9 protein-coding genes and 1 pseudogene are annotated in these 19,300 nt (G+C 53.9%); 3 read left to right on the top strand and 7 right to left on the bottom strand.

Going from position 1 to position 19,300, the window contains the following annotated elements:
• Positions 1–73 precede the first annotated feature (73 nt).
• Positions 74–11,275 (bottom strand): annotated as a pseudogene (locus tag OGY67_RS14980) (BapA/Bap/LapF family large adhesin).
• 584 nt (positions 11,276–11,859) lie between these two features.
• On the bottom strand, positions 11,860–12,342 hold the full coding sequence (smpB, locus tag OGY67_RS14985) for an SsrA-binding protein SmpB (protein WP_003031211.1): 483 nt from the start codon (positions 12,340–12,342) through the stop codon (positions 11,860–11,862).
• A gap of 154 nt (positions 12,343–12,496) precedes the next feature.
• Here smpB and ratA point away from each other — a divergent pair, with 154 nt between their 5' ends.
• The gene (gene ratA / locus OGY67_RS14990) at positions 12,497–12,940 is read left to right on the top strand and encodes a type II toxin-antitoxin system toxin RatA (protein WP_003826396.1); all 444 of its coding nucleotides are present in this window, start codon (positions 12,497–12,499) and stop codon (positions 12,938–12,940) included.
• Positions 12,924–13,220, top strand: coding sequence for an RnfH family protein (locus OGY67_RS14995; protein ID WP_008785525.1), 297 nt, complete (start codon positions 12,924–12,926; stop codon positions 13,218–13,220). Before ratA ends, OGY67_RS14995 begins: the two co-directional genes overlap by 17 nt.
• A gap of 50 nt (positions 13,221–13,270) precedes the next feature.
• On the opposite strand, the gene bamE is transcribed toward OGY67_RS14995, so the two are convergent.
• The 3 genes from bamE to nadK form a co-directional block, all read right to left on the bottom strand.
• On the bottom strand, positions 13,271–13,615 hold the full coding sequence (gene bamE / locus OGY67_RS15000; protein ID WP_008785524.1) for an outer membrane protein assembly factor BamE: 345 nt from the start codon (positions 13,613–13,615) through the stop codon (positions 13,271–13,273).
• 149 nt (positions 13,616–13,764) lie between these two features.
• Positions 13,765–15,426 (bottom strand): DNA repair protein RecN, encoded by a 1,662-nt coding sequence (gene recN / locus OGY67_RS15005; RefSeq protein ID WP_286574108.1) that lies wholly within the window; start codon positions 15,424–15,426, stop codon positions 13,765–13,767.
• A gap of 85 nt (positions 15,427–15,511) precedes the next feature.
• Entirely contained in the window at positions 15,512–16,390 is an 879-nt protein-coding gene (nadK, locus tag OGY67_RS15010) for an NAD(+) kinase (protein ID WP_003826406.1), read from the bottom strand.
• Between the two features lie 122 nt (positions 16,391–16,512).
• On the opposite strand from nadK, the gene grpE reads away from it, so the two are divergent.
• Complete coding sequence (grpE, locus tag OGY67_RS15015; RefSeq protein WP_003826408.1) at positions 16,513–17,106, top strand: nucleotide exchange factor GrpE; 594 nt, start codon at positions 16,513–16,515, stop codon at positions 17,104–17,106.
• A gap of 49 nt (positions 17,107–17,155) precedes the next feature.
• Here grpE and OGY67_RS15020 read toward each other — a convergent pair whose 3' ends face one another.
• The gene (locus tag OGY67_RS15020; protein ID WP_008785520.1) at positions 17,156–18,445 is read right to left on the bottom strand and encodes an HlyC/CorC family transporter; all 1,290 of its coding nucleotides are present in this window, start codon (positions 18,443–18,445) and stop codon (positions 17,156–17,158) included.
• A gap of 18 nt (positions 18,446–18,463) precedes the next feature.
• Entirely contained in the window at positions 18,464–19,255 is a 792-nt protein-coding gene (locus OGY67_RS15025; RefSeq protein WP_003031224.1) for a cytochrome C assembly family protein, read from the bottom strand.
• Between the last annotated feature and the right edge of the window lie 45 nt (positions 19,256–19,300).

The following is a 19,300-nucleotide window of genomic DNA, read 5'->3' on the forward strand; positions in this document are numbered from 1 at the left end:
GACGACTGTTATTGCCCCGGACGTCATGGCATCCGGGGCTGTAGTTATGGCGCTTTAACGCATTGCGTTAACGTCAGGGCACGATGTGATTTTGTTGCACCAGCTCATCGAGCGTGGTGTGTACGTTCTCCAGCGTTATGAGATTGGTTGAGTGATATGTGTTGCCCGTACCGTCGCGGTCGATGGCAATCACCGTGTTGTTACCGCTGGTGGTTACGGTGAGGTAGTTGCCGAGCGTAGCGTTCTGCCCGTTCCAGCCCACCAGCAGGTCGCCGATATCGATTTTGTCACCCTGGGCCAGTGAGAAGTTGGTCCAGGTGTCGGTAGCACCATTGCTAATGTTGCCGCCGGTAGCGTCGTTGGCGTTGAGCAGGTGATAAATCAGCGTATCGCCGTAGGCGCTGCCAGTCAGGCGATCGGCATCGACGGTACTCACCACTTGCGGATTCATATTGATGGTCAGCGTAGCGGTATCGGTATGGCCATTCTGGTCGTTAAGGGTGTAGGTAAATGTCTCTTTGGTGACGATGGTGGAGAGCGAGACATCGCTGTTGAGGGCATAGGTGTAATGACCATCAATGCCAATGGTCAGTTTGCCGTACAACCCGTTAATGATGGCGCTGGTCGTGCTACTCAGCGGATCAAGTGTGACGGTACTGCCGCCCGTGCCGTTCACCGTCAGCAAGGTATGCACGCTGGCAATATGGTCTCCGTCATAAATATTGCCGGTGACGCTGTTCGCTGTGGAAGTCTCGAAGTTTTGCAGGTCGATTATCGTACCTTTCACGCTGGGGGTGATGGTGATATTCCCCAGCCCCAGCCCCCCGACGCTTCCGGTATAGTCGAGGCGATAGTTGCCGGGGTGCAGTACGATCCCGCTCAAGGCTATATCTATATTGCCACCAACCAGCAATCCGCCATTGAAAGAGTTACCGGCAATCTTGATGTTGTTGCTGTCATACAGCGCCCAGGTGACGGTCAGCCCGCCCAGCATCAGACCTGACGCGACGTTAAAATGCAGTATGGCGTTTTGCACCGCCGTTCCCGTAGCGATTTCAATGACGCCAGTACCACTTTTTGAGGTGGGTGAAAGGAGTTGGGCACTCCAGCTGGCGTTCCCGACGCTGTCGTCGGTAAACGACCGGGAAGTATCCGCCTGGGTACTAACCGCCATCGTGCTGCTGACGTCATTTACTGCATCCAGCGCCTGTGGGGTTGGTTTGATATTCAGCGATGCACTGCCGGTATCGCCGTTTGGCGCTTTGACCTTATACACGAAACTGTCCGGCGTATTGATACCGTCTGCGCCCAGTCCGCTTCTCAGCGTGTAGGTATAGTTCCCTTTCGCATCAATAGTCAGCGTGCCGTACTGCCCGTTAATGGTGGTAGTGCCCGTTCCGTTTACGGTGACACCGTTAACTTCGGTGATAACGGTATTGGCCGGAGCTGAGTCGTTGACCAGCAGGTTTCCATTGGTTGTCGCACTCAGGCTGTCGACGGCGTAGGTGTGATCGGCCTGGATATTCAGGGTATAGCTGGTCAGCAGCGTCAGACCGCCGGAGGCGTTAAGCAGGAACAGATAGTCACCGCCAGGCAGGGTGATGGTGTAATCCGTTGAGCTACCTCCTAGCAGCGCCGTGACCCAGTTGGGCTTCACGCGGAACTGCTCATACTGCTGAATGGACTCGTTGAAGCGATAAACATAGAGGTCAAAACCGCCAACCGTGACGCCGAGAACGCTGGCCTTGACGGTCAGCGTGCGGGTTGCGCCATCATCCACATTAAATTTGATCGGATTGGTTAAACCGTTAACCAGACTGACATCCAGCACATTACCCAGTCCGACGTTGGCGAGGGTGAAGCCGGTTTGCTGTGATGTGCCATGATCAACCGCGATGACCTGCGTCCCGTAAGTCAGCGCAGCCACATCGTCTGCCGCGGTTACCGTACTGGTGGTGGGCGCCTGACCGAGCGTTACCACCAGTTTTGCCGAGGAGTGATCGCTGCCATGCGTCAGCGTGTAGGTGAAACTTTCGGAACGGCCATACACCGAGATTGACGTATTGGTCAGGGTATAGGTGTAACTACCGTTCTGATTGATATGCAAGATGCCGTATTTCCCCTGCACATCAATGCCGCCCGCCGGGATGTTCACGACGTTGCCGTTACCGTCGGTGATGGCGGTGACCAGCGTGCCGGAAGGGGCATTATCCTGCCCGTTGGCGGGATCGATATCGGTGATGATATTGCCAGACTCAGTAGTACCGCCGGTGATGGTTCCTGCGCTGGCTTTTACCACTGAGACATCAAGGCTGGTGTATGCCCCGGTCGCCAGCAGGTTGGTGTTGTAGCTGACCACGCGGTAATCACCACCAGTCAGTCCGCTGTAATTGAGCGTTACGCCTGAGGCGCCCAGAGTGAGGAGGCTGGCAAAGTCTGGTTTTCCGGTATCCACCACCGTCACCCAGGCATTCAGCGCGGTGTCAAAGCGCTGGATGACGACTTCAAGTGTGTTTAACAGCGACAGCACTACGCCGGTCGCTGCGGCATTGATTGTAATGGATCCGCTGCCACCAGAAGCGATGCTGAAATTCACGCTTGCCGTATCGTTCCCCAGCACGTTGGCGACATTTCCCAGCGCATTGACCAACAGGAAACCATAATCGCTTTGATGCTCGGTGCTGACGGTGACATCGGTTTGTAGCGGTAGACTGGTGATATTGTCTTCAGCCAGCAGCGGCAATACTGGTGCGAGAGCGCTTGTCGGCGATGAGGTATTTCCCGCCGCATCGGTCGCCGTGGCGGACAGCGACTGCCCTTCAATCTGGCGAACCGGCAGGTTGACGCTGTAGACACCGCTGCTGTTGGCGATTGCCGTCACGCTGGTGCCGCCGGGCAGAGAAATGGTGACCGTGCTTCCCGCTTCGGCGACGCCGCTGACGGTACCGCCATCGGCGCTGATCAGGAGCGTTGGCGCGGTCGGTGGCGTGGTGTCCACGATCACGCTGAACGAACCGGACAACCCACTTGCGCCGTTGGCGTTGGTTGCCGTGGCGGTAAACGCATGGTTACCTTCGCTGAGTGCACCGGATGGGGTAAAGCTCCAGATCCCGTTACCGTCTGCGGTCGTGAAGCCCATTAGCACGCCGTTGTTGTACAGATTGATGACGGCGTTAGCCTGCGCCGTTCCGCTGAGCGTTGGCAGGGTGTCATTGGTGGTTTTACCGGGAGCGACGGGTCCCATGATAGTGCCGACGTCATCGAGCACGCTGGCAATAACAGGCGCAGGCGGTACGCCGGTAAACGGTGCCAGCACGTTACCCGCCGTACCGATGTTGCCTGCGGCATCCTGTGCGCTGACCATCAGAGTTTGCCCACTGATTTGCGGTGGGTTCAGAGTGAAGGTGAAATTACCGGAGGCGTTGGCGGCTGCCGTGCCGAGCACCGTTCCGCCGCTGGAGGTAATAATGACCGTGCTGTTTGGTTCGGCAACGCCGGTGAGCGCGGTGCCGTTGGCGTTTACCGCCAGCCCGGTTGGGATGCCCGGGGCAACGGTATCGACCACGATCGCTGCCGCAGACGATATGCCACTGGTATTACCCGCACTGTCCGTTGCAGTGATGGTAAACGAGTGGGTACCTTGTGCCAACGCGGTAGTCGGGGTGTAGCTCCAGTTGCCGCTGCCGTCCGCCGTTACGCTGGTGACAAAGCTGCCGTTATCATAAATATCAACTCGCGCGTTGGCTTCCGTGATGCCGTTTAACGTTGGGCGCGCGTCGTTGGTCGGCTGATTGCTGCCAATCGGTCCGGTGTTTGGCCCGACATCGTCAATAATGCTGCTGATTGAAGGCTGCGTCGGCGCCGTGGTGTCAACCACCACGCTAAAGCCTGCCGTCGCGCCGCTGGTGTTGCCCGCCGCATCAGTGGCGGTGACTGTGAAGGTGTGCGATCCATTAGCCAGCGGTGTGGTTGGGGTAAACGACCAACTGTTATTGCTTTGCACCAGCGCGGTACCCAACAGGGTGCTTCCGTCATAGATGCTGATGGTGCTGCCTGCCTCGGCGGTGCCGTTCAGCGTCGGGCGCGCATCGTTGGTCAACTGTCCGTTGCTGAGCGCTGCATTGAACACGCCGCCTGCGATATCATCCACCACCGAGACCAGCAGCGGGACGGATGGTGCAATGGTGTCGACATTAATCGTAAACCCGTCTGAGACAGGGCCCACGTTCCCGGCGGCGTCGGTGGCGATGGCGGTAAACACATGCTGACCGTTGCCAAGTGTGGTGGTCAGATATTCCCAGGTGCCGTCTATCGTCGCAGTCACCGTTGCCAGCAGCGCGCCATTATCGTAGATGGCTACCCGGGCACCGGCTTCCGCTGAACCGCTGAGTACGGGACGGGTGTCGTTGGTAAAGGCTCCGTTCGATAGCGTTCCGGTTCCCGGCTGCACGTCATCAAACGCCTGGATAATCGTTGGCGCAAGCGGGGCGACGGTATCAACAACGATGTTAAATCCCGCAGACGTCGGGCTGACGTTTCCGGCCGCGTCGGTGGCTGTTACCGTCAGCGCGTGGTTACCGTTGCCAAGTTGGGTTCCCGGAGTGAAGCTCCAGGCGCCCGTACCATCTACAGGAGCAGATCCGATCAGCGCTCCGTTATCGTAAATTTTCACCATGGAATTGGCTTCTGCCGTACCGCTAAGCGTCGGAAGTGGATCGTTCGTGGCCTGACCGTTGTTCAGATTTCCAATCAGTGGGCCGACATCATCCGCAACCTGAGTAATCACTGGTGCTGTCGGTGCCAGAGTATCGACGGTGAAGGTAAAGCCACCAGAAGGCAGGCTGGTATTGCCTGCGCTATCTGTAGCCGTGACGGTCAGAGTATGCTGGCCGTTACCCAATGCCGCAGAGGGCGTAAAACTCCAGCTTCCGCCTGCGCCGACGATGGTGGTGCCAATCGGCTGACCATCGCTCAGCACGGTAATGGTCGCGCCAATTTCACCGGTACCGCTGAGCGCCGGGCGACTTTCGTTGCTGATTTGCCCGTTGGAGATTGGCCCGGTTGTCGGCGCGGTATTGTCCTGAACGGTCAGAATTACCGGTGCAGACGGGGCAATTGAATCCACCAGTACCGTGAACGAAGAGGAGGCTCCGCTGGTGTTGCCAGCCGCATCCGTCGCCGTCACGGTAAAGATATTTTCCCCCTGCGCCAGCGCGTTTGTCGGGGTGAAGCTCCAGTTACCGGAGATATCGGCATTTGCGGTGCCAATGATCGTACCATTACTGAGAATAGTGACAATGGCATTGGGTTCGGTAATGCCATTCAGCGTGGGTTGGGCATCATTGGTCAGTTGACCGTTGGTCAGCAGAGTGCTTCCCGGCTGATCGTCGATGACTGACACAATCGTTGGCACTACTGGTGGGAGTGTGTCGACCAACAGCGAGAATGGCGCTGTTGCCGGGCTGACGTTACCCGCGGCGTCCGTGACCGTGGCGGTCAACGCGTGATTGCCCTCGCCGAGCGCCGGAGAAGGCGTAAAGCTCCAGTTGCCGCTTCCGTCGCTGGTGGTTGTGCCAATCACCGTGCCGTTATCGCGGATGGTGACTACGCTATTCGCTTCGGTAGTACCTGCCAGGGTTGGCGTATTATCGTTGGTAGTCTGCCCGGAAATGAGCGTGGTTGTTCCACCTACATCGTCGGTTACTGAAACAATAACTGGCGCACCAGGCAGGCCTGTGTCCACCGTTATTGGGTAGGATGCGGATGGGGCCCCCTGATTGCCAGCCGCGTCAGTGGCGCGCACGGTAAACGTGTGAGGGCCGTCATTCAGGGCATTTTGCGGGGTAAAGCTCCAGTTTCCGCTGTTGTTAACGGTAGTGGTGCCGATGGACACGCCGCCGTCATAAACCGTAATGGTCGCCCCAATCTCGCCAGTACCACTCAGTGTTGGGCGCGTGTCGTTAGTGCTTTGTCCACTGCCGACATTGCCCGTCACCGGAGCCACATCATCAGTAACGGCGGTGATGCTTGGCGCGAGCGGCGCGGTGGTATCGATGGTAATGGCATAGTTTGGCGACTGGCCGCTGGTGTCGCCATTCACCGTTTGAGAGACAGCGTAGTTCCAGGTCGTGCCGTCCGCCAGCGCGCTGGGGATGGTGTAGCTCCAGGCTCCGGTGCTCGCATCAGCCGGGACGGTGATCAGCAGGATTCCGTTTTGGTAGATATGTACATCAGCTCCGGCTGTTGCCACGCCTTGTAAAGTTGGCTGCGTGTCATTGGTGGTTTTTCCGTTTGCAATGATGCCAACAGTAGGGGCGAAGTCGTCAAAGATTTCAAGAGTGGGTGGAATAGGTTGCCCCGAGTTTGATGCCGTAAACGAAGTCTCAACGCTTTGATTACCCGCGGGATCCTGCGCGATAGCTGTTAGCAAAGCACCTGAGGTCTGTGCCGGAGAGAGCGTGACGGTAAATTGCCCTGTCTCGGCATCAGCGATTGCGCTGCCTAATACCGTAGAGCCCTTCGAGATAATCACAGTACTTCCAGGTTCTGCTGTTCCCTTAACGTTTGTTCCGTCAGGGTCAACAGTTGTGATCAATGGTGCATTTGGGGCATTAGTATCAAGGTTTAACGTTACTGGCGTTGCAGCGGAGATATTGTTTCCATTGCTGTCTTTTGCGATAAAAGTGAGATTATTCACGCCTTCACTTAGTGGCACGTTGATACTCCACGTGCCGTCAACACCGACCTGAACAGTTGCTATGGCGTCAGGAAGACCATTGTCATAGATGTATACAGTACTGCCTGCAATGCCGGTCCCGCTGATGGTTGGGAGGGTATCGTCCGTTACGCTACCGTTGCTTAATGAGCCAGTAAAGACACCCTGATCGTCTTCAATGTTGCTAACGACCAACGGTGTCGAATTCACCGTAAACGAGATGCTATTTGAGGTACCGCTGGGGTTGCCTGCGGCATCGGTGGCGACTGCCGTCAGCGTGTAGGTGCCATTGGGCAGCGCCGTCGTCGGTGTGATACTCCACGAACCATTCACTACGGTAGTAGTGCCGATGACGGTAGTGCCGTTATACAGAGTAATGATCGAGCCGCTTTCCCCGGTTCCGCGCACGGTTGGCGTGCTGTCATCGGTTGTGCCGTTCTCTGCGATATCTCCCTGAACTGTGCCTGCGTTGTCATTTGCAGCAGTGATTGTAGGCGTTGCGGGAGGTGTAATATCAATGTTCAGGGTGATGGCTGTCGACGGCTGGCTGACGTTGCCTGCCGGATCGGTTGCGGTGAGGGTAACCTGGTAACTATCCGGGTTAATAGGCATGGTCGGCGTAAAGCTCCAGGTGCCGTCTGCGCCAACCGTTGTGGTACCCAGCGGTGTAGTATTGCCGTCGAGATACACCGAAATAACATCACCCGCCGTACCGGTGCCGCTAAAGGTTGGCGTGGTGTCATTGGTATTGCCATTCGTGACCACGCCCGTTACCGGAGCCACATCGTCGGTAATGACAGGCGCGCCAGGCTGCACGGGGGGCGTATTGTCAACCGTCAGGGTAAAGCTCGCCGACGGGATCCCCGTATTGCCTGCTGCGTCAGTCGCTGTGGCGGTGAATTTATGCGGTCCTTCAGGCAGCGCATTCGGTGGCGTAAATGTCCATGTACCGTCAGGCTGGACGGTGGTGCGACCCAACGTTGTGCCGTTATCAGCAACGGTGATGGTTGCTCCCGGCTCGCCAGTACCAGAAAGAACAGGGGTGGTACTTTTCGTACTGCCGCCGTTTGCCAGGGGGAGGGTAGCGCCGCCTATCAGTCCCTCTCCGGCGACAATAATCGGAGCAGCAGGTGGCGTGGTATCGATGGTTAACGCAAAGCTTGCGGGTGTGCTGGCATTACCTGCGGCATCTGTCGCCACGGCGGTCAGCGTGTGCGGCCCTTCGCTTAGCGGTTGAGTCACCTGAATGCTCCAGTTACCGTCCGCCGGTACCAGCACGCTGCCAATAGGCGTCGTGCCGTCATACAGCGTGACGGTTGAACCGGCAACACCCGTGCCGTTAAGTTTTGGTAGCGTATCGTCCGTACTCTGGTTGGTAAGTAGATCGCTTTTAATGCTGCCGACATCATCCGTCATGCTGAGAATGACTGGCGTGGCGGGCGCTTGTGTATCAACCGTGATCGTCACAACCGTTGGCGAGGTGGTGACGTTACCTGCCATATCTGTAGCCAATACCGTGAAATTATGCACCCGGTCAGTGAGCGGAGCGCCATTTGGCACTGTATAGCTCCAGGAACCTGAGCTAGTGACGAGGATGGTGTCCAGTAAAAGGCCATTGTCAAAGAGGCTAACTAACGAACCTGGTTCACCGGTGCCTGAAATCGTCGGCGTGTTGTCGTTGGTGATGCCGCCGTTGCTCGCAACGTCGCCGGTTATCGTACCGACGTTATCGTTCACCAGCGTGATTGCGGGAACAATTGGCGCAATGGTATCGACAATTATTTTCCAGCTTGCCGCGCTGCTGGTGTTATTCGCGGCGTCTGTGGAGGTCACCGTGAAGATGTGAGCGCCCTCGCTTAGCGCCGAGACTGGCGTATAGTTCCAGTTACCGTTGATATCAGCGACAACGGTCGTCAGCAGGGTGCCGTTATCGTAAATTTTGACCTGAGAACCTGCTTCGGCGGTGCCTTCCAGCTTAGGTTTGCTATCGTTGGTGACATCGCCGTTATTGAGAGGGCCCTGGTACATGGGCTGGTCATCCGTCACGGCGGTGATGATGGGTGTTCCGGGGGCGGTAATATCCGGAGCCACCGCGGAAGTTGGCTGACTCTCGTTATTGCTACTGTCCGTTGCGGTAACTTTTACCGTTTCGCCGTTCATTTTCGACGGCGTAATCGACACCGTGAAGTTGCCGCCGCTGTCTGCCTGGCCTGTGCCGATCTGATTACCATTGCTGTCTTTTACGGTGACGGTGCTTCCCGCTTCAGCATGTCCGCTTACAGAACCACCGTCCCCGGCGACGGTGACGCCGGTTGGCGCGTCAGGCGCCGTGGTATCCGGGGCGGTAATCGCGCTGTTGCCGCTGGTATTGCCAGCAGCATCCGTCGCGTTGGCGACAAGATGTTCTCCGTTGGTCTGCGGCGGAACCAGCGTGGCGGTGAATTCTCCGTTCGAGCCGGCGGTTACTGTTCCAATTATCGCGCCACCAGGATCCAGAATATGTACCGTACTGTTGGGTTCCGCCATGCCGGTAACCTGATCGCCTGTAGGATTAATCACCAGATTAGCTGGCGGCAGCGGGGCCGTGATGTCTGGCGCGAGCGCGGTTTCCGGTAGGCTTGGGTTCCCGGCAGGATCGGTGGCGATAGCGGTAATGGTTTCACCATTGGTCTGAGGCGGGTTAATGGTGATGGTAAATGAGCCATCCGTTCCGGCGACGCCGCTGCCGATCTGAAGACCGTTATTATTATTGATGGTCACGGTACTTCCTGGTTCGGCTGTACCGGTGACGACAGAGCCGTCGGCAGATACGTTCAGATCGTCCGGCGCTGGCGGTGGCTGAGTATCGATAGTGATATTGAATGCCGCTGACGTTCCTCCCGTGCCCAGGTGGTTGGTTGCTGTGGTGGTGAAGGAGTATGTGTCGTCCTGCAAGTTGGTGTTGGAGGTCCAGGTCCAGTTGCCGCTGGAATCGGCAAGCACGCTTACAACAAGCGCGCCGTTGTTATAAATGTTAACCGTGCTGTTGGCGTCTGCGGTACCCGAGATCGTAGGCGTTGGGTCGTTGGTGGCCTGATTATTGTTCAATGGCCCAGTTGAGGGGGTAACATCATCCACAATGCTGATGATAACAGGCACGCCCGGGTAGCCAGAGTTGGTGGCATTGAAGGACGTGTCTGGCCCGACGTTGCCTGCCTGGTCCTGAATCTTCGCGATCAGCGCTTCACCGTGCGTCTGTGAAGGTGAAATCGAGATGACGAAATTGCCGGTTTGATCAACGGTAGTTGAACCCAAAACCTGATTATTACTACCGATGATAATGACCTAGCTTCCCACCTCTGCACTACCGGTTACCGCGGTGCCTTGCAGGTTTACGGAGGAAATGACCGCGCCTTCAGGCGGGGTGGTATCAACGGTGAATGTCGGTACACTCGTTTCCGTGCTCACGTTACCCGCATCGTCAGTTTGCGTCAGCGTCAGATTGTGAACACCGTCGCTAAGCGGCGTGTCAGGTGTAAACGTCCAGTTACCATTGTCATCCACCTGAACCATCCCAATCAGAATGCCATTATCAGAAATGCTGATGTAAGAGCCCGCTTCACCAGTGCCTGTGAGTGTTGGCGTGGCATCGTCGGTTACACCGTTATTACCTATCAAGCCTTTAATGGAACCTGAATCGTCAGTTACTTCCGTGACCACAGGGGCGTCGGGGGCAAGCGTATCGACAATAATCTCCCAACTGTCCGACATGTCGCTGCTGCCTGTACCGTCTGATGCACTGACGGTAAACTTGTGGGTACCGTCTGCGAGTGGAGAGGATGGCGTAAACGACCAGTTGCCGTTGGCATCGATAGTGACCTGGCCTATTTCGACGCCGTTATCAAAAATATGCAATGTGGCATTTGCGGGGCCGGTGCCCTGAAGAGTGGGCGTATTATCGTTGGTGGATTCCTGCTGATTAACAGGGCCAGTAATCAGCTCCTGGTTATCGATTACGCTGGTGATAACGGGTACGTCAGGCATGTTAGGGGTTGTTGTTGGCGGTGAACCACCATCCCCATTACCACCGTTGCCATCACCGTTGCCATTTCCGCCATTTCCGTTGCCGGCGTTATTATCACTCCCGCCGCCACCACCACCGCCACCTCCACCACCCGCCGCGAGGCCAATTCCGCCTGCGACCGCGATCCCACCAAGAACCCACGGCCAGACGGCGCCGCCTTCATGGCTTCCCTCGGCAGTCATTAGCGGAGTGAGATCGTCCAGATGCTGGAAATGGAATGCCCCATCAGTATCCTGAACCCACCACAGCGCGCCATTACTGTCTTCCAGAACAAGCTGGTTTTGCGCATCACCTTTTCCGACATAGAAGTTCTTAATGGTGATGGTTTCACCTGAGCGGAGTGTGACAACCAGATCCTGATTCACGCGAGTCAGTTGACTTACCTCCTCACGTGACACCGACAGTTTCACGATAGAAGGCGAACTGAGCGTAACTTCAGAGGATTCAACATTTGTGGAAACGCCAGTTAATTTTGATACAACGGCGAGTAGACGCATATGTTCACTCCTGATGGCATGTCGGGAGTATTAATCCGCAACAGCGCGCTGGGAAAATGAGCAGACAGGGGCCCCGTTCACCATAAAGATGAATTTACACATGTAATTACATTGATTAGGTCATGCAGAGGTTCATTTACTTATCAAATACGTTCGGGCCCTGTTAGCTGAATAGTTCTTTCGTATTAGATGATATAGTCAGAAAGAATGTATTCTGCAACTTATCCATATTAAAAATATATTTGGCTAATTGAAAAGTATACTTTCCGGTGTGTATTTAATGATTTATTTTTAGTTAACTTATTGTATTTAAAGGTTTTGTATTTTAATTGAAATGAGAAGTGATATAATAAACAACAGTAATAATAGTGTTATTAAATAAGTTTGAATATAGGTGGCATGGTCTTGAAGTTTTATTTTATTAGACTATGGGGCGCTACGGTAATGCCAGGGGAGTTTATTTCATACCTGAACGATTCAGCACAAATAAACCATAAACCTGATGAATGTATTGGGTGGGTTTCAATAACTAAAAAAATAAGAACCAGTCTCGGGATGAGAGACTGGTCACAGGAGAATAGCGTTTAGCGACCAGCATTTTTCATAATACGCGCTTTATCTAACTGCCATTCGCGTTCTTTCACATCGGAGCGCTTGTCGTGCTGTTTCTTACCTTTCGCGACGCCAATTTTCACTTTGCACCAGGCATTTTTCCAGTACAGTGAAAGCGCAACAACGGTATAACCGTCACGATTCATTCGACCATACAGGGAATCGAGTTCACGTTGGTTTAACAACAGCTTACGGGTACGGGTGGGGTCACATACCACATGCGTTGAGGCAACAGCCATTGGCGTGAAGTTGGCGCCAAACAGGAACGCTTCGCCGTCTTTAAGGATGACGTAACTGTCGCCGATGTTAGCTTTACCCGCGCGCAGGGATTTGACTTCCCAACCTTGCAGAGCGAGTCCTGCTTCGAACTCTTCTTCAATAAAGTATTCGTGTCGTGCGCGCTTGTTAAGCGCGATTGTGGCTGAGCCAGGTTTGTGTGCTTTTTTCTTCGTCATAATGCCGCTCAGTATAGGTAATCTGGAATCGAAAAACACCCCATTTCATCCAGCGGGGCGCAAGGCGCTATCTTAGCACGAGTTAGGCTATAGCGTTTTTTTTAGCGGGGGATAAATGGTATTATTTGTGTGATTGATATTGATGGAAATTGTTATGCCTCAGATTAGCCGGACCGCTTTAGTACCTTACAGTGCGGAACAGATGTATCAGCTAGTGAATGATGTTAAATCCTATCCCCAGTTTTTACCGGGATGCACCGGTAGCCGTGTGCTGGAGTCGACTCCGGGACAGATGACCGCGGCGGTGGATGTCTCGAAAGCAGGGATTAGCAAAACATTCACCACGCGCAATCAATTGACCAGTAACCAGAGCATCCTGATGCATCTGGTCGACGGACCGTTCAAGAAACTCATTGGCGGATGGAAGTTTACGCCACTGAGTCATGAAGCGTGCCGCATTGAATTTCATCTCGATTTTGAGTTTACCAATAAGTTAATCGAGCTGGCATTTGGTCGTATCTTTAAAGAGCTGGCTTCGAACATGGTGCAGGCCTTCACGGTCCGCGCGAAAGAGGTTTACAGTGTCAGCGTCAGCTAAAATTGTCGTTGAAGTGGCGTATGCGCTACCCGAGAAACAGTATCTACAGCGTGTGACGCTGCAACAGGGCGCTACGGTGGAAGAGGCTATCCGCGCTTCCGGGCTGCTGGAATTGCGTACCGATATCGATCTCAGCAAAAATAAAGTGGGCATTTACAGCCGTCCGGTAAAGCTTGCTGATGTTCTCCAGGACGGTGATAGGGTGGAAATTTACCGGCCACTGATTGCTGATCCGAAAGAGCTGCGCAGACAGCGAGCAGAGAAATCTGCTAAAAAATAGCAGACAATAAAAAAGGTGCTCATTGAGCACCTTTTTTTAATCTGTTAATCCTACTTGTTGTCGGTCAAAGCAGGTTTGTTATCAATGTTCGTCAAAATGCCGCTGCTGTTAAAGGTCAGCGTCAGTGTTTGCTGGGTTACGCCTTCATGACCAGGTTGCTGACGGAACACATAAAACCAGGTGTTAGTGCCAAAAGGATCGGACATCATTGGTGTACCCAGAGCATAAGCAACCTGCTGTTGCGTCATACCCGTGCGCACTTTGGCGACATCGGTAGGTGTCAGATAATTTCCCTGGTTGATGTCAGGGCGGTAAACCACTCGCTCCAGAGTGGAACAGCCTGCAGTCAACATCAGTAGTACTGCTGCAGCAGCAGTCAGCGTTTTACAGCGCATAGTGATTTGATTCCTTTTCGGGCCCGAGCAGTACGCGGCTCATATGTAATATGCCGATGATAATAGACCTTTCACCACTTTAAAACCTTTTGCTGTCGGGTCGGTCGGCGATTTTATGTTGAACTCAGACCTTAACAAGGTAAAAAAGTTTATGCCGCCAGCAGTTCTTTTGCATTTGCGAGGGTATTGCGCGTCACTTCGCTACCGCCAAGCAGGCGGGCTAATTCCTGCAGGCGAGCGCGTTTATCAAGCGGCTGCATGTGTGTTTCGGTCATCGCGCCATCCGTTTCTTTGCAGACGTAGAAGTGTTGATGACCACAGCCAGCAACCTGCGGCAAGTGAGTAACGCACATTACCTGAGTTGACTCGCCCAACTGACGCAGCATTTTTCCCACTACCGCAGCAGTCGGGCCGCTGATACCGACATCCACTTCATCGAAAATCAGCGCCGGTGTTTCCATTTTGCGTGCGGTAATAACCTGAATAGCCAGCGCAATGCGCGACAGTTCCCCACCTGAAGCCACTTTCGCAATCGGCTGCAACGGCTGGCCTGGGTTAGTGGTCACTTTAAACTCTACGCGATCGGCACCGTCTGCGCTCAAATGATGTTCCTCAAATTTCACATCAATGCAAAAGACACCGTGCGGCATTGAGAGAGTATGCATGCTCTCTGTAATCAGTTGTCCCAGCTCCTGAGCATAATGCTGGCGCTGTTTGTGCAGCATTTTTGCCGTTTCCAGAGCCTGCTGGTGGTGATTGTTCACCGCCAGGGTTAAGGTTTCGAGCGAGTCGGCCTGATCGTCTAACTGCTGTTGTTCATCCAGCAATGACTGATAGAACTGTGGCAGCGCTTCAGGGGCAACATGATGCTTGCGGGCCAATGAGATTTGTTTGGAAATACGCTGTTCAAGTTCGAACAAACGGTTAGGGTCCAAATCCAGACGATCGCAATAGTGGCGCAGCTCGTCGCTGGCTTCGCTGAGTTGAATCGTGGCCTCTTCCAGCATATCCAGGATACCGGAAAGTTTGCCGTCCATGCCTGCCAGTTCAGTGACCAGTTGCTTTGCAGTGTACAGCTGGCTTTGCAGGTTGATGTCTTCGCCATCCGCCAGGATAGCCAGCGCCTGTTGGCTGGTGGTGAGCAATTGCCCGCTGTTAGCCAGACGCTTGTACTCTTCATCAATTTGCTCAAATTCACCCGGCTGCGGGTTGAATTCGTTCAGTTCTTTTAACTGGTATTGCAACAGTTCCGCCCGGGCTGCGCGTTCCTGACTCTGTTGTTGATGATGCGCCAGGTCACGGCAGCTTTGGTGCCACAGCTGGTAGCGCGCAGCCATTTCCTGAGTCAGGGGCGCTTCATTGGCGTAACCATCCAGCAGAGACTTTTGGTGTTCTGATTTTGTCAGGAGCTGATGCGCATGCTGACCGTGGATTTGAATAAGCAACTGGCCCAGCTTGCGCAGCTGTGACAACGGTACGGCAGTGCCGTTAATGAAGCCGCGTGAACGTCCATCGCTGCTGATAACACGACGCAGCAAACATTCACGGCCTTCCTCAAGCTGGTTTTCTTCCAGCCAGCGCAGAGCTGCGGGGGTGTCTTTTAAGGCGAATCGCGCGCAGAGGTCGGCTCGCGTGGCGCCTGCACGTACCATGTCGGCGTCTGCGCGTCCGCCCAGGCACAAACCGAGAGCATCAATGGCAATGGACTTACCCGCACCGGTTTCACCGGTAATAACGGTCATTCCGTTCTGGAAATCGATCTCAAGTTCACGAACGATAGCAAAATTGCTGATGGTCAGTTGTGCCAACATAGCTGTTTTCCTGTATGAAAAACCATAACTGTAATTACATACAGTATAAACTGGTTTTTTATACAGTAAAGAGGTTGGCGTTAAATTAAAATAATTTTTTTGACCAGCCTAGTTTAGTGCTTAATGTGTTGAAATAGCTGTAATCTTTTGGGTGTATCAGGTTCAGATGATAATCACAGCGGCGAATTAATACGTCTTCACCTTCCTGTATAGGCAGGGCGATCTGGCTGTCGCAACTGATTTCCAGATCGTTACGGCGATGAGAGAAGCGCAGGCGAATGGTGCTGCTACTGTTGATCACCAGCGGTCGTGCGGAAAGCGTATGCGGGAACATCGGGACCAGCGTAATAGCATCCAGTGAAGGCGTCAGGATCGGACCTCCGGCAGAGAGCGAGTAGGCGGTAGAGCCGGTCGGTGTGGAAATAATCAAGCCGTCCGAACGCTGGGAGAAGGCAAAAATTTCATCGATATAGACTTCAAATTCAATCATGTGCGCCACTTTTCCGGGGTGCAACACAACTTCATTGATCGCAGTGCTAATACGCTTCTGGCAATCCTGTTGGCACACCTGGGCTTCAAGTAAAAAGCGCTTTTCGCTGATGTAGTGGCCTTCCAGCACGTCAGCTAACTGTTGGTGGGCATTGTCTGGGTCAAGGTCGGTCAGAAAACCAAGATTACCGCGGTTAATGCCAATAACCTTGATGTCATAACGTGCCAGGGTGCGTGCGGCGCCCAGCATATTGCCGTCGCCGCCGACTACCACGGCGAGGTCTGCCTGCTGGCCAATCTCTGCAAGCGTACCGGTTTTCACATTTTTCAGCTGCAGCTCGTGGGCGATTTGTTGCTCAACGATAACCTCATAACCTTTGGCGCACAGCCAACGGTAGAGCATTTCATGTGTGGTCAGTGCAGTGGGGTGACGTGGATGCCCCACAATGCCAATACACTTGAAATGTTTGTTCATTTTCTCGAGGTCCTTGTAACGAAGATTAGTGACAATGTGAGTACTTCCCTTGAATCCCTGAATCTGATCCCCATAATAAGCCAAGTTAGCGAGATGAATGCGAAAAAAACGCGGAGAAATTCATGAGTAGTAAAGAACAGAAAACGCCTGAGGGGCAAGCCCCGGAAGAAATTATCATGGATCAGCACGAAGAAGTTGAGGCGGTTGAACCAGACGCTTCTGCTGAGCAGGTGGATCCGCGCGATGAAAAAATTGCGAATCTGGAAGCTCAGCTTGCTGAAGCCGAAACGCGCGAGCGCGACAGCGTGTTGCGTATCAAAGCGGAAATGGAAAACCTGCGTCGTCGTACCGAACTGGACGTAGAAAAAGCGCATAAGTTTGCACTGGAAAAATTCGTCAACGAACTGCTGCCGGTGCTGGATAGCCTGGACCGTGCGCTGGAAGTTGCGGACAAAGACAATGACGCTATGGCGGCTATGGTCGAAGGTATTGAGCTGACTCGTAAGTCAATGCTGGATGTTGTGGCGAAGTTCGGCGTACAGGTAGTTGCGGATATCGACGTGCCGATGGACCCGAACGTGCACCAGGCGATTGCAATGGTAGAGTCTGACGACGTTGCTGCCGGTAATGTGCTGATGGTTATGCAGAAAGGCTATACCCTGAACGGACGTACCATCCGTGCGGCGATGGTCTCTGTGGCGAAAGCCAAAGGCTAATCAGCCTCAGACCGGGTAATGCTGATGCGCTACCCGGTCTGGATTACTCTCACTGGTCCGATACGCTTTCCCGCAGCGGTTTGACGGGCAACACCTGCACCTGTTTAATCATATTATCCTGCACGTCGAGAATATCGATATCGTACTGCCCAATACGCACACGTGTGCCAGCAACCGGGATCTCTTCCAGCGCTTCAAGAATAATACCGTTCACGGTACGAGCGTCATCTTCCGGCAGGTGCCAGTTAAACGCCTTATTGATTTCACGAACGTTGGCGCTACCGTCAATGATCACCGAACCGTCATTCTGCGGCGTGACTTCTTCGGCAAGCGTCGGTGACATTGAGGTCGTGAAGTCACCAACAATCTCTTCCAGAATATCCTCGACCGTAACCAGTCCTTGAATATCGCCATATTCATTAACGACCAGGCCCACTTTCTTCTTATTGCGCTGAAATTTAATGAGCTGGGTGCTGAGTGGTGTGCCTTCCGGAACGTAATAAATTTCGTCGGCGGCGCGTAACATGGTCTCTTTGGTGAACTCTTTTTTCTCGGCCATCAATCGCCAGGCTTCACGTACGCGCAGCATACTGATGGCATCGTCGAGCGAGTCGCGATACAGCACAATACGACCGTGCGGGGAGTGCGAAAGCTGACGCACGATTGATTTCCAGTCATCGTTAATATCAATGCCGATGATTTCATTACGCGGGATCATGATGTCATCGACGCTGACTTTTTCCAGGTCCAGCACTGACAACAGCATATCCTGGTTACGGCGTGAGATTTGCGAGCGCGATTCATTCACCAGCGTTCGCAGTTCATCTTTACTCAGCGAACCGCTCACTACGATATCCGTTTTGATGCCCATCATGCGCATCAGAAGCCGCGTAATGGTGTTGAGTAGCCATACTAACGGCATCATCAGAATCTGCAGCGGAGCCAGCAGGACGCTGCTCGGATAGGCAACTTTTTCCGGATATAGCGCGGCAATCGTCTTTGGTAGCACTTCGGCAAAAACCAGCACCACAAACGTCAGTACCCCGGTGGCAATGGCGACGCCAGCATCGCCATACAGGCGCATACCGACAATGGTGCCGAGTGCGGAGGCCAGAATATTCACCAGATTATTACCGATGAGCACCAGGCTTATCAGGCGATCCGGCTTGCGAAGTAACTTTTCAACGCGTTTTGCCTGGCGATTTCCCTGTTTGGCCCGATGGCGTAGGCGGTAGCGATTCAGGGTCATCATTCCAGTTTCAGAACCGGAAAAATAGGCGGAAATGACCACCATGATGAGGAGCGTGATAATGAGCGTGGTGGTGGAGATGTGTTCCACGTAGGGTTCCTTAAAGATTTAACTCACGAACTGCTGCAGGATACGGCTGCCGAAATAGGCCAGCGTCAGAATGCCAGCGCCTGCGACGTTAAACCATACGACGCGACGTCCGCGCCAACCTTCATGGTAATGCCCCCACAACAGAACGATATAGACAAACCATGCCACGATAGAGAGAACGGCTTTATCAATGTTCTCGGTACTGAACAGGTTATGCATGTAAAACAGGCCAGTGCACAGGGTGAGCGTCAGCAGAACCACGCCAATTTGGGTGATATGAAACATCTTCCGCTCAATACTCATCAGTGGCGGCATCTCATTGCTGAAGGCCAGTTTTTTGTTTTTCAGTTGGTAATCGATCCATGCCAACTGTAGCGCGTAGAGCGCGGCGATAATCAGCGTGGCGTAAGCGAACAGTGATAGCCCGATGTGAATCATCATGCCTGGCGTAGCTTCGAGATGGGTGATGAACTCGTTAGGCATAAACGTGGCGAAGGCCAGGTTTATCAGCGCAAAGGCGTAGACAATGGGCAGCAATAGCCAGCCACGATTGCGGGACGCGACGATGGTCATTACCGTACAGATCATCAGGCTTACCAGCGAGCCGACGTTCAACAGACTCAGGTTTTGTCCGCTTTCACCGCCGGGTAGGATACGCGCTTCCAGGGCGATAGCATGGCTTACCAGCGCAACGACCGCAGAGAGAATAGCCATACGCCGCCAGCCGCTGTTTTTTTGCAGCAGAGCGGGAATAATCAGCGCGAGGCTGACTGAGTAGGCGACAAGGGCGAGCAGAGCAAAAACGGGCATATAGGTGTCGACAGTTGGCCAGTGATAAAGAAAAGCAGTATAGCG

This window comes from Citrobacter sp. Cpo015, from assembly GCF_030333035.1.
In the GTDB taxonomy this organism is placed as follows: Bacteria; Pseudomonadota; Gammaproteobacteria; order Enterobacterales; family Enterobacteriaceae; genus Citrobacter; species Citrobacter portucalensis.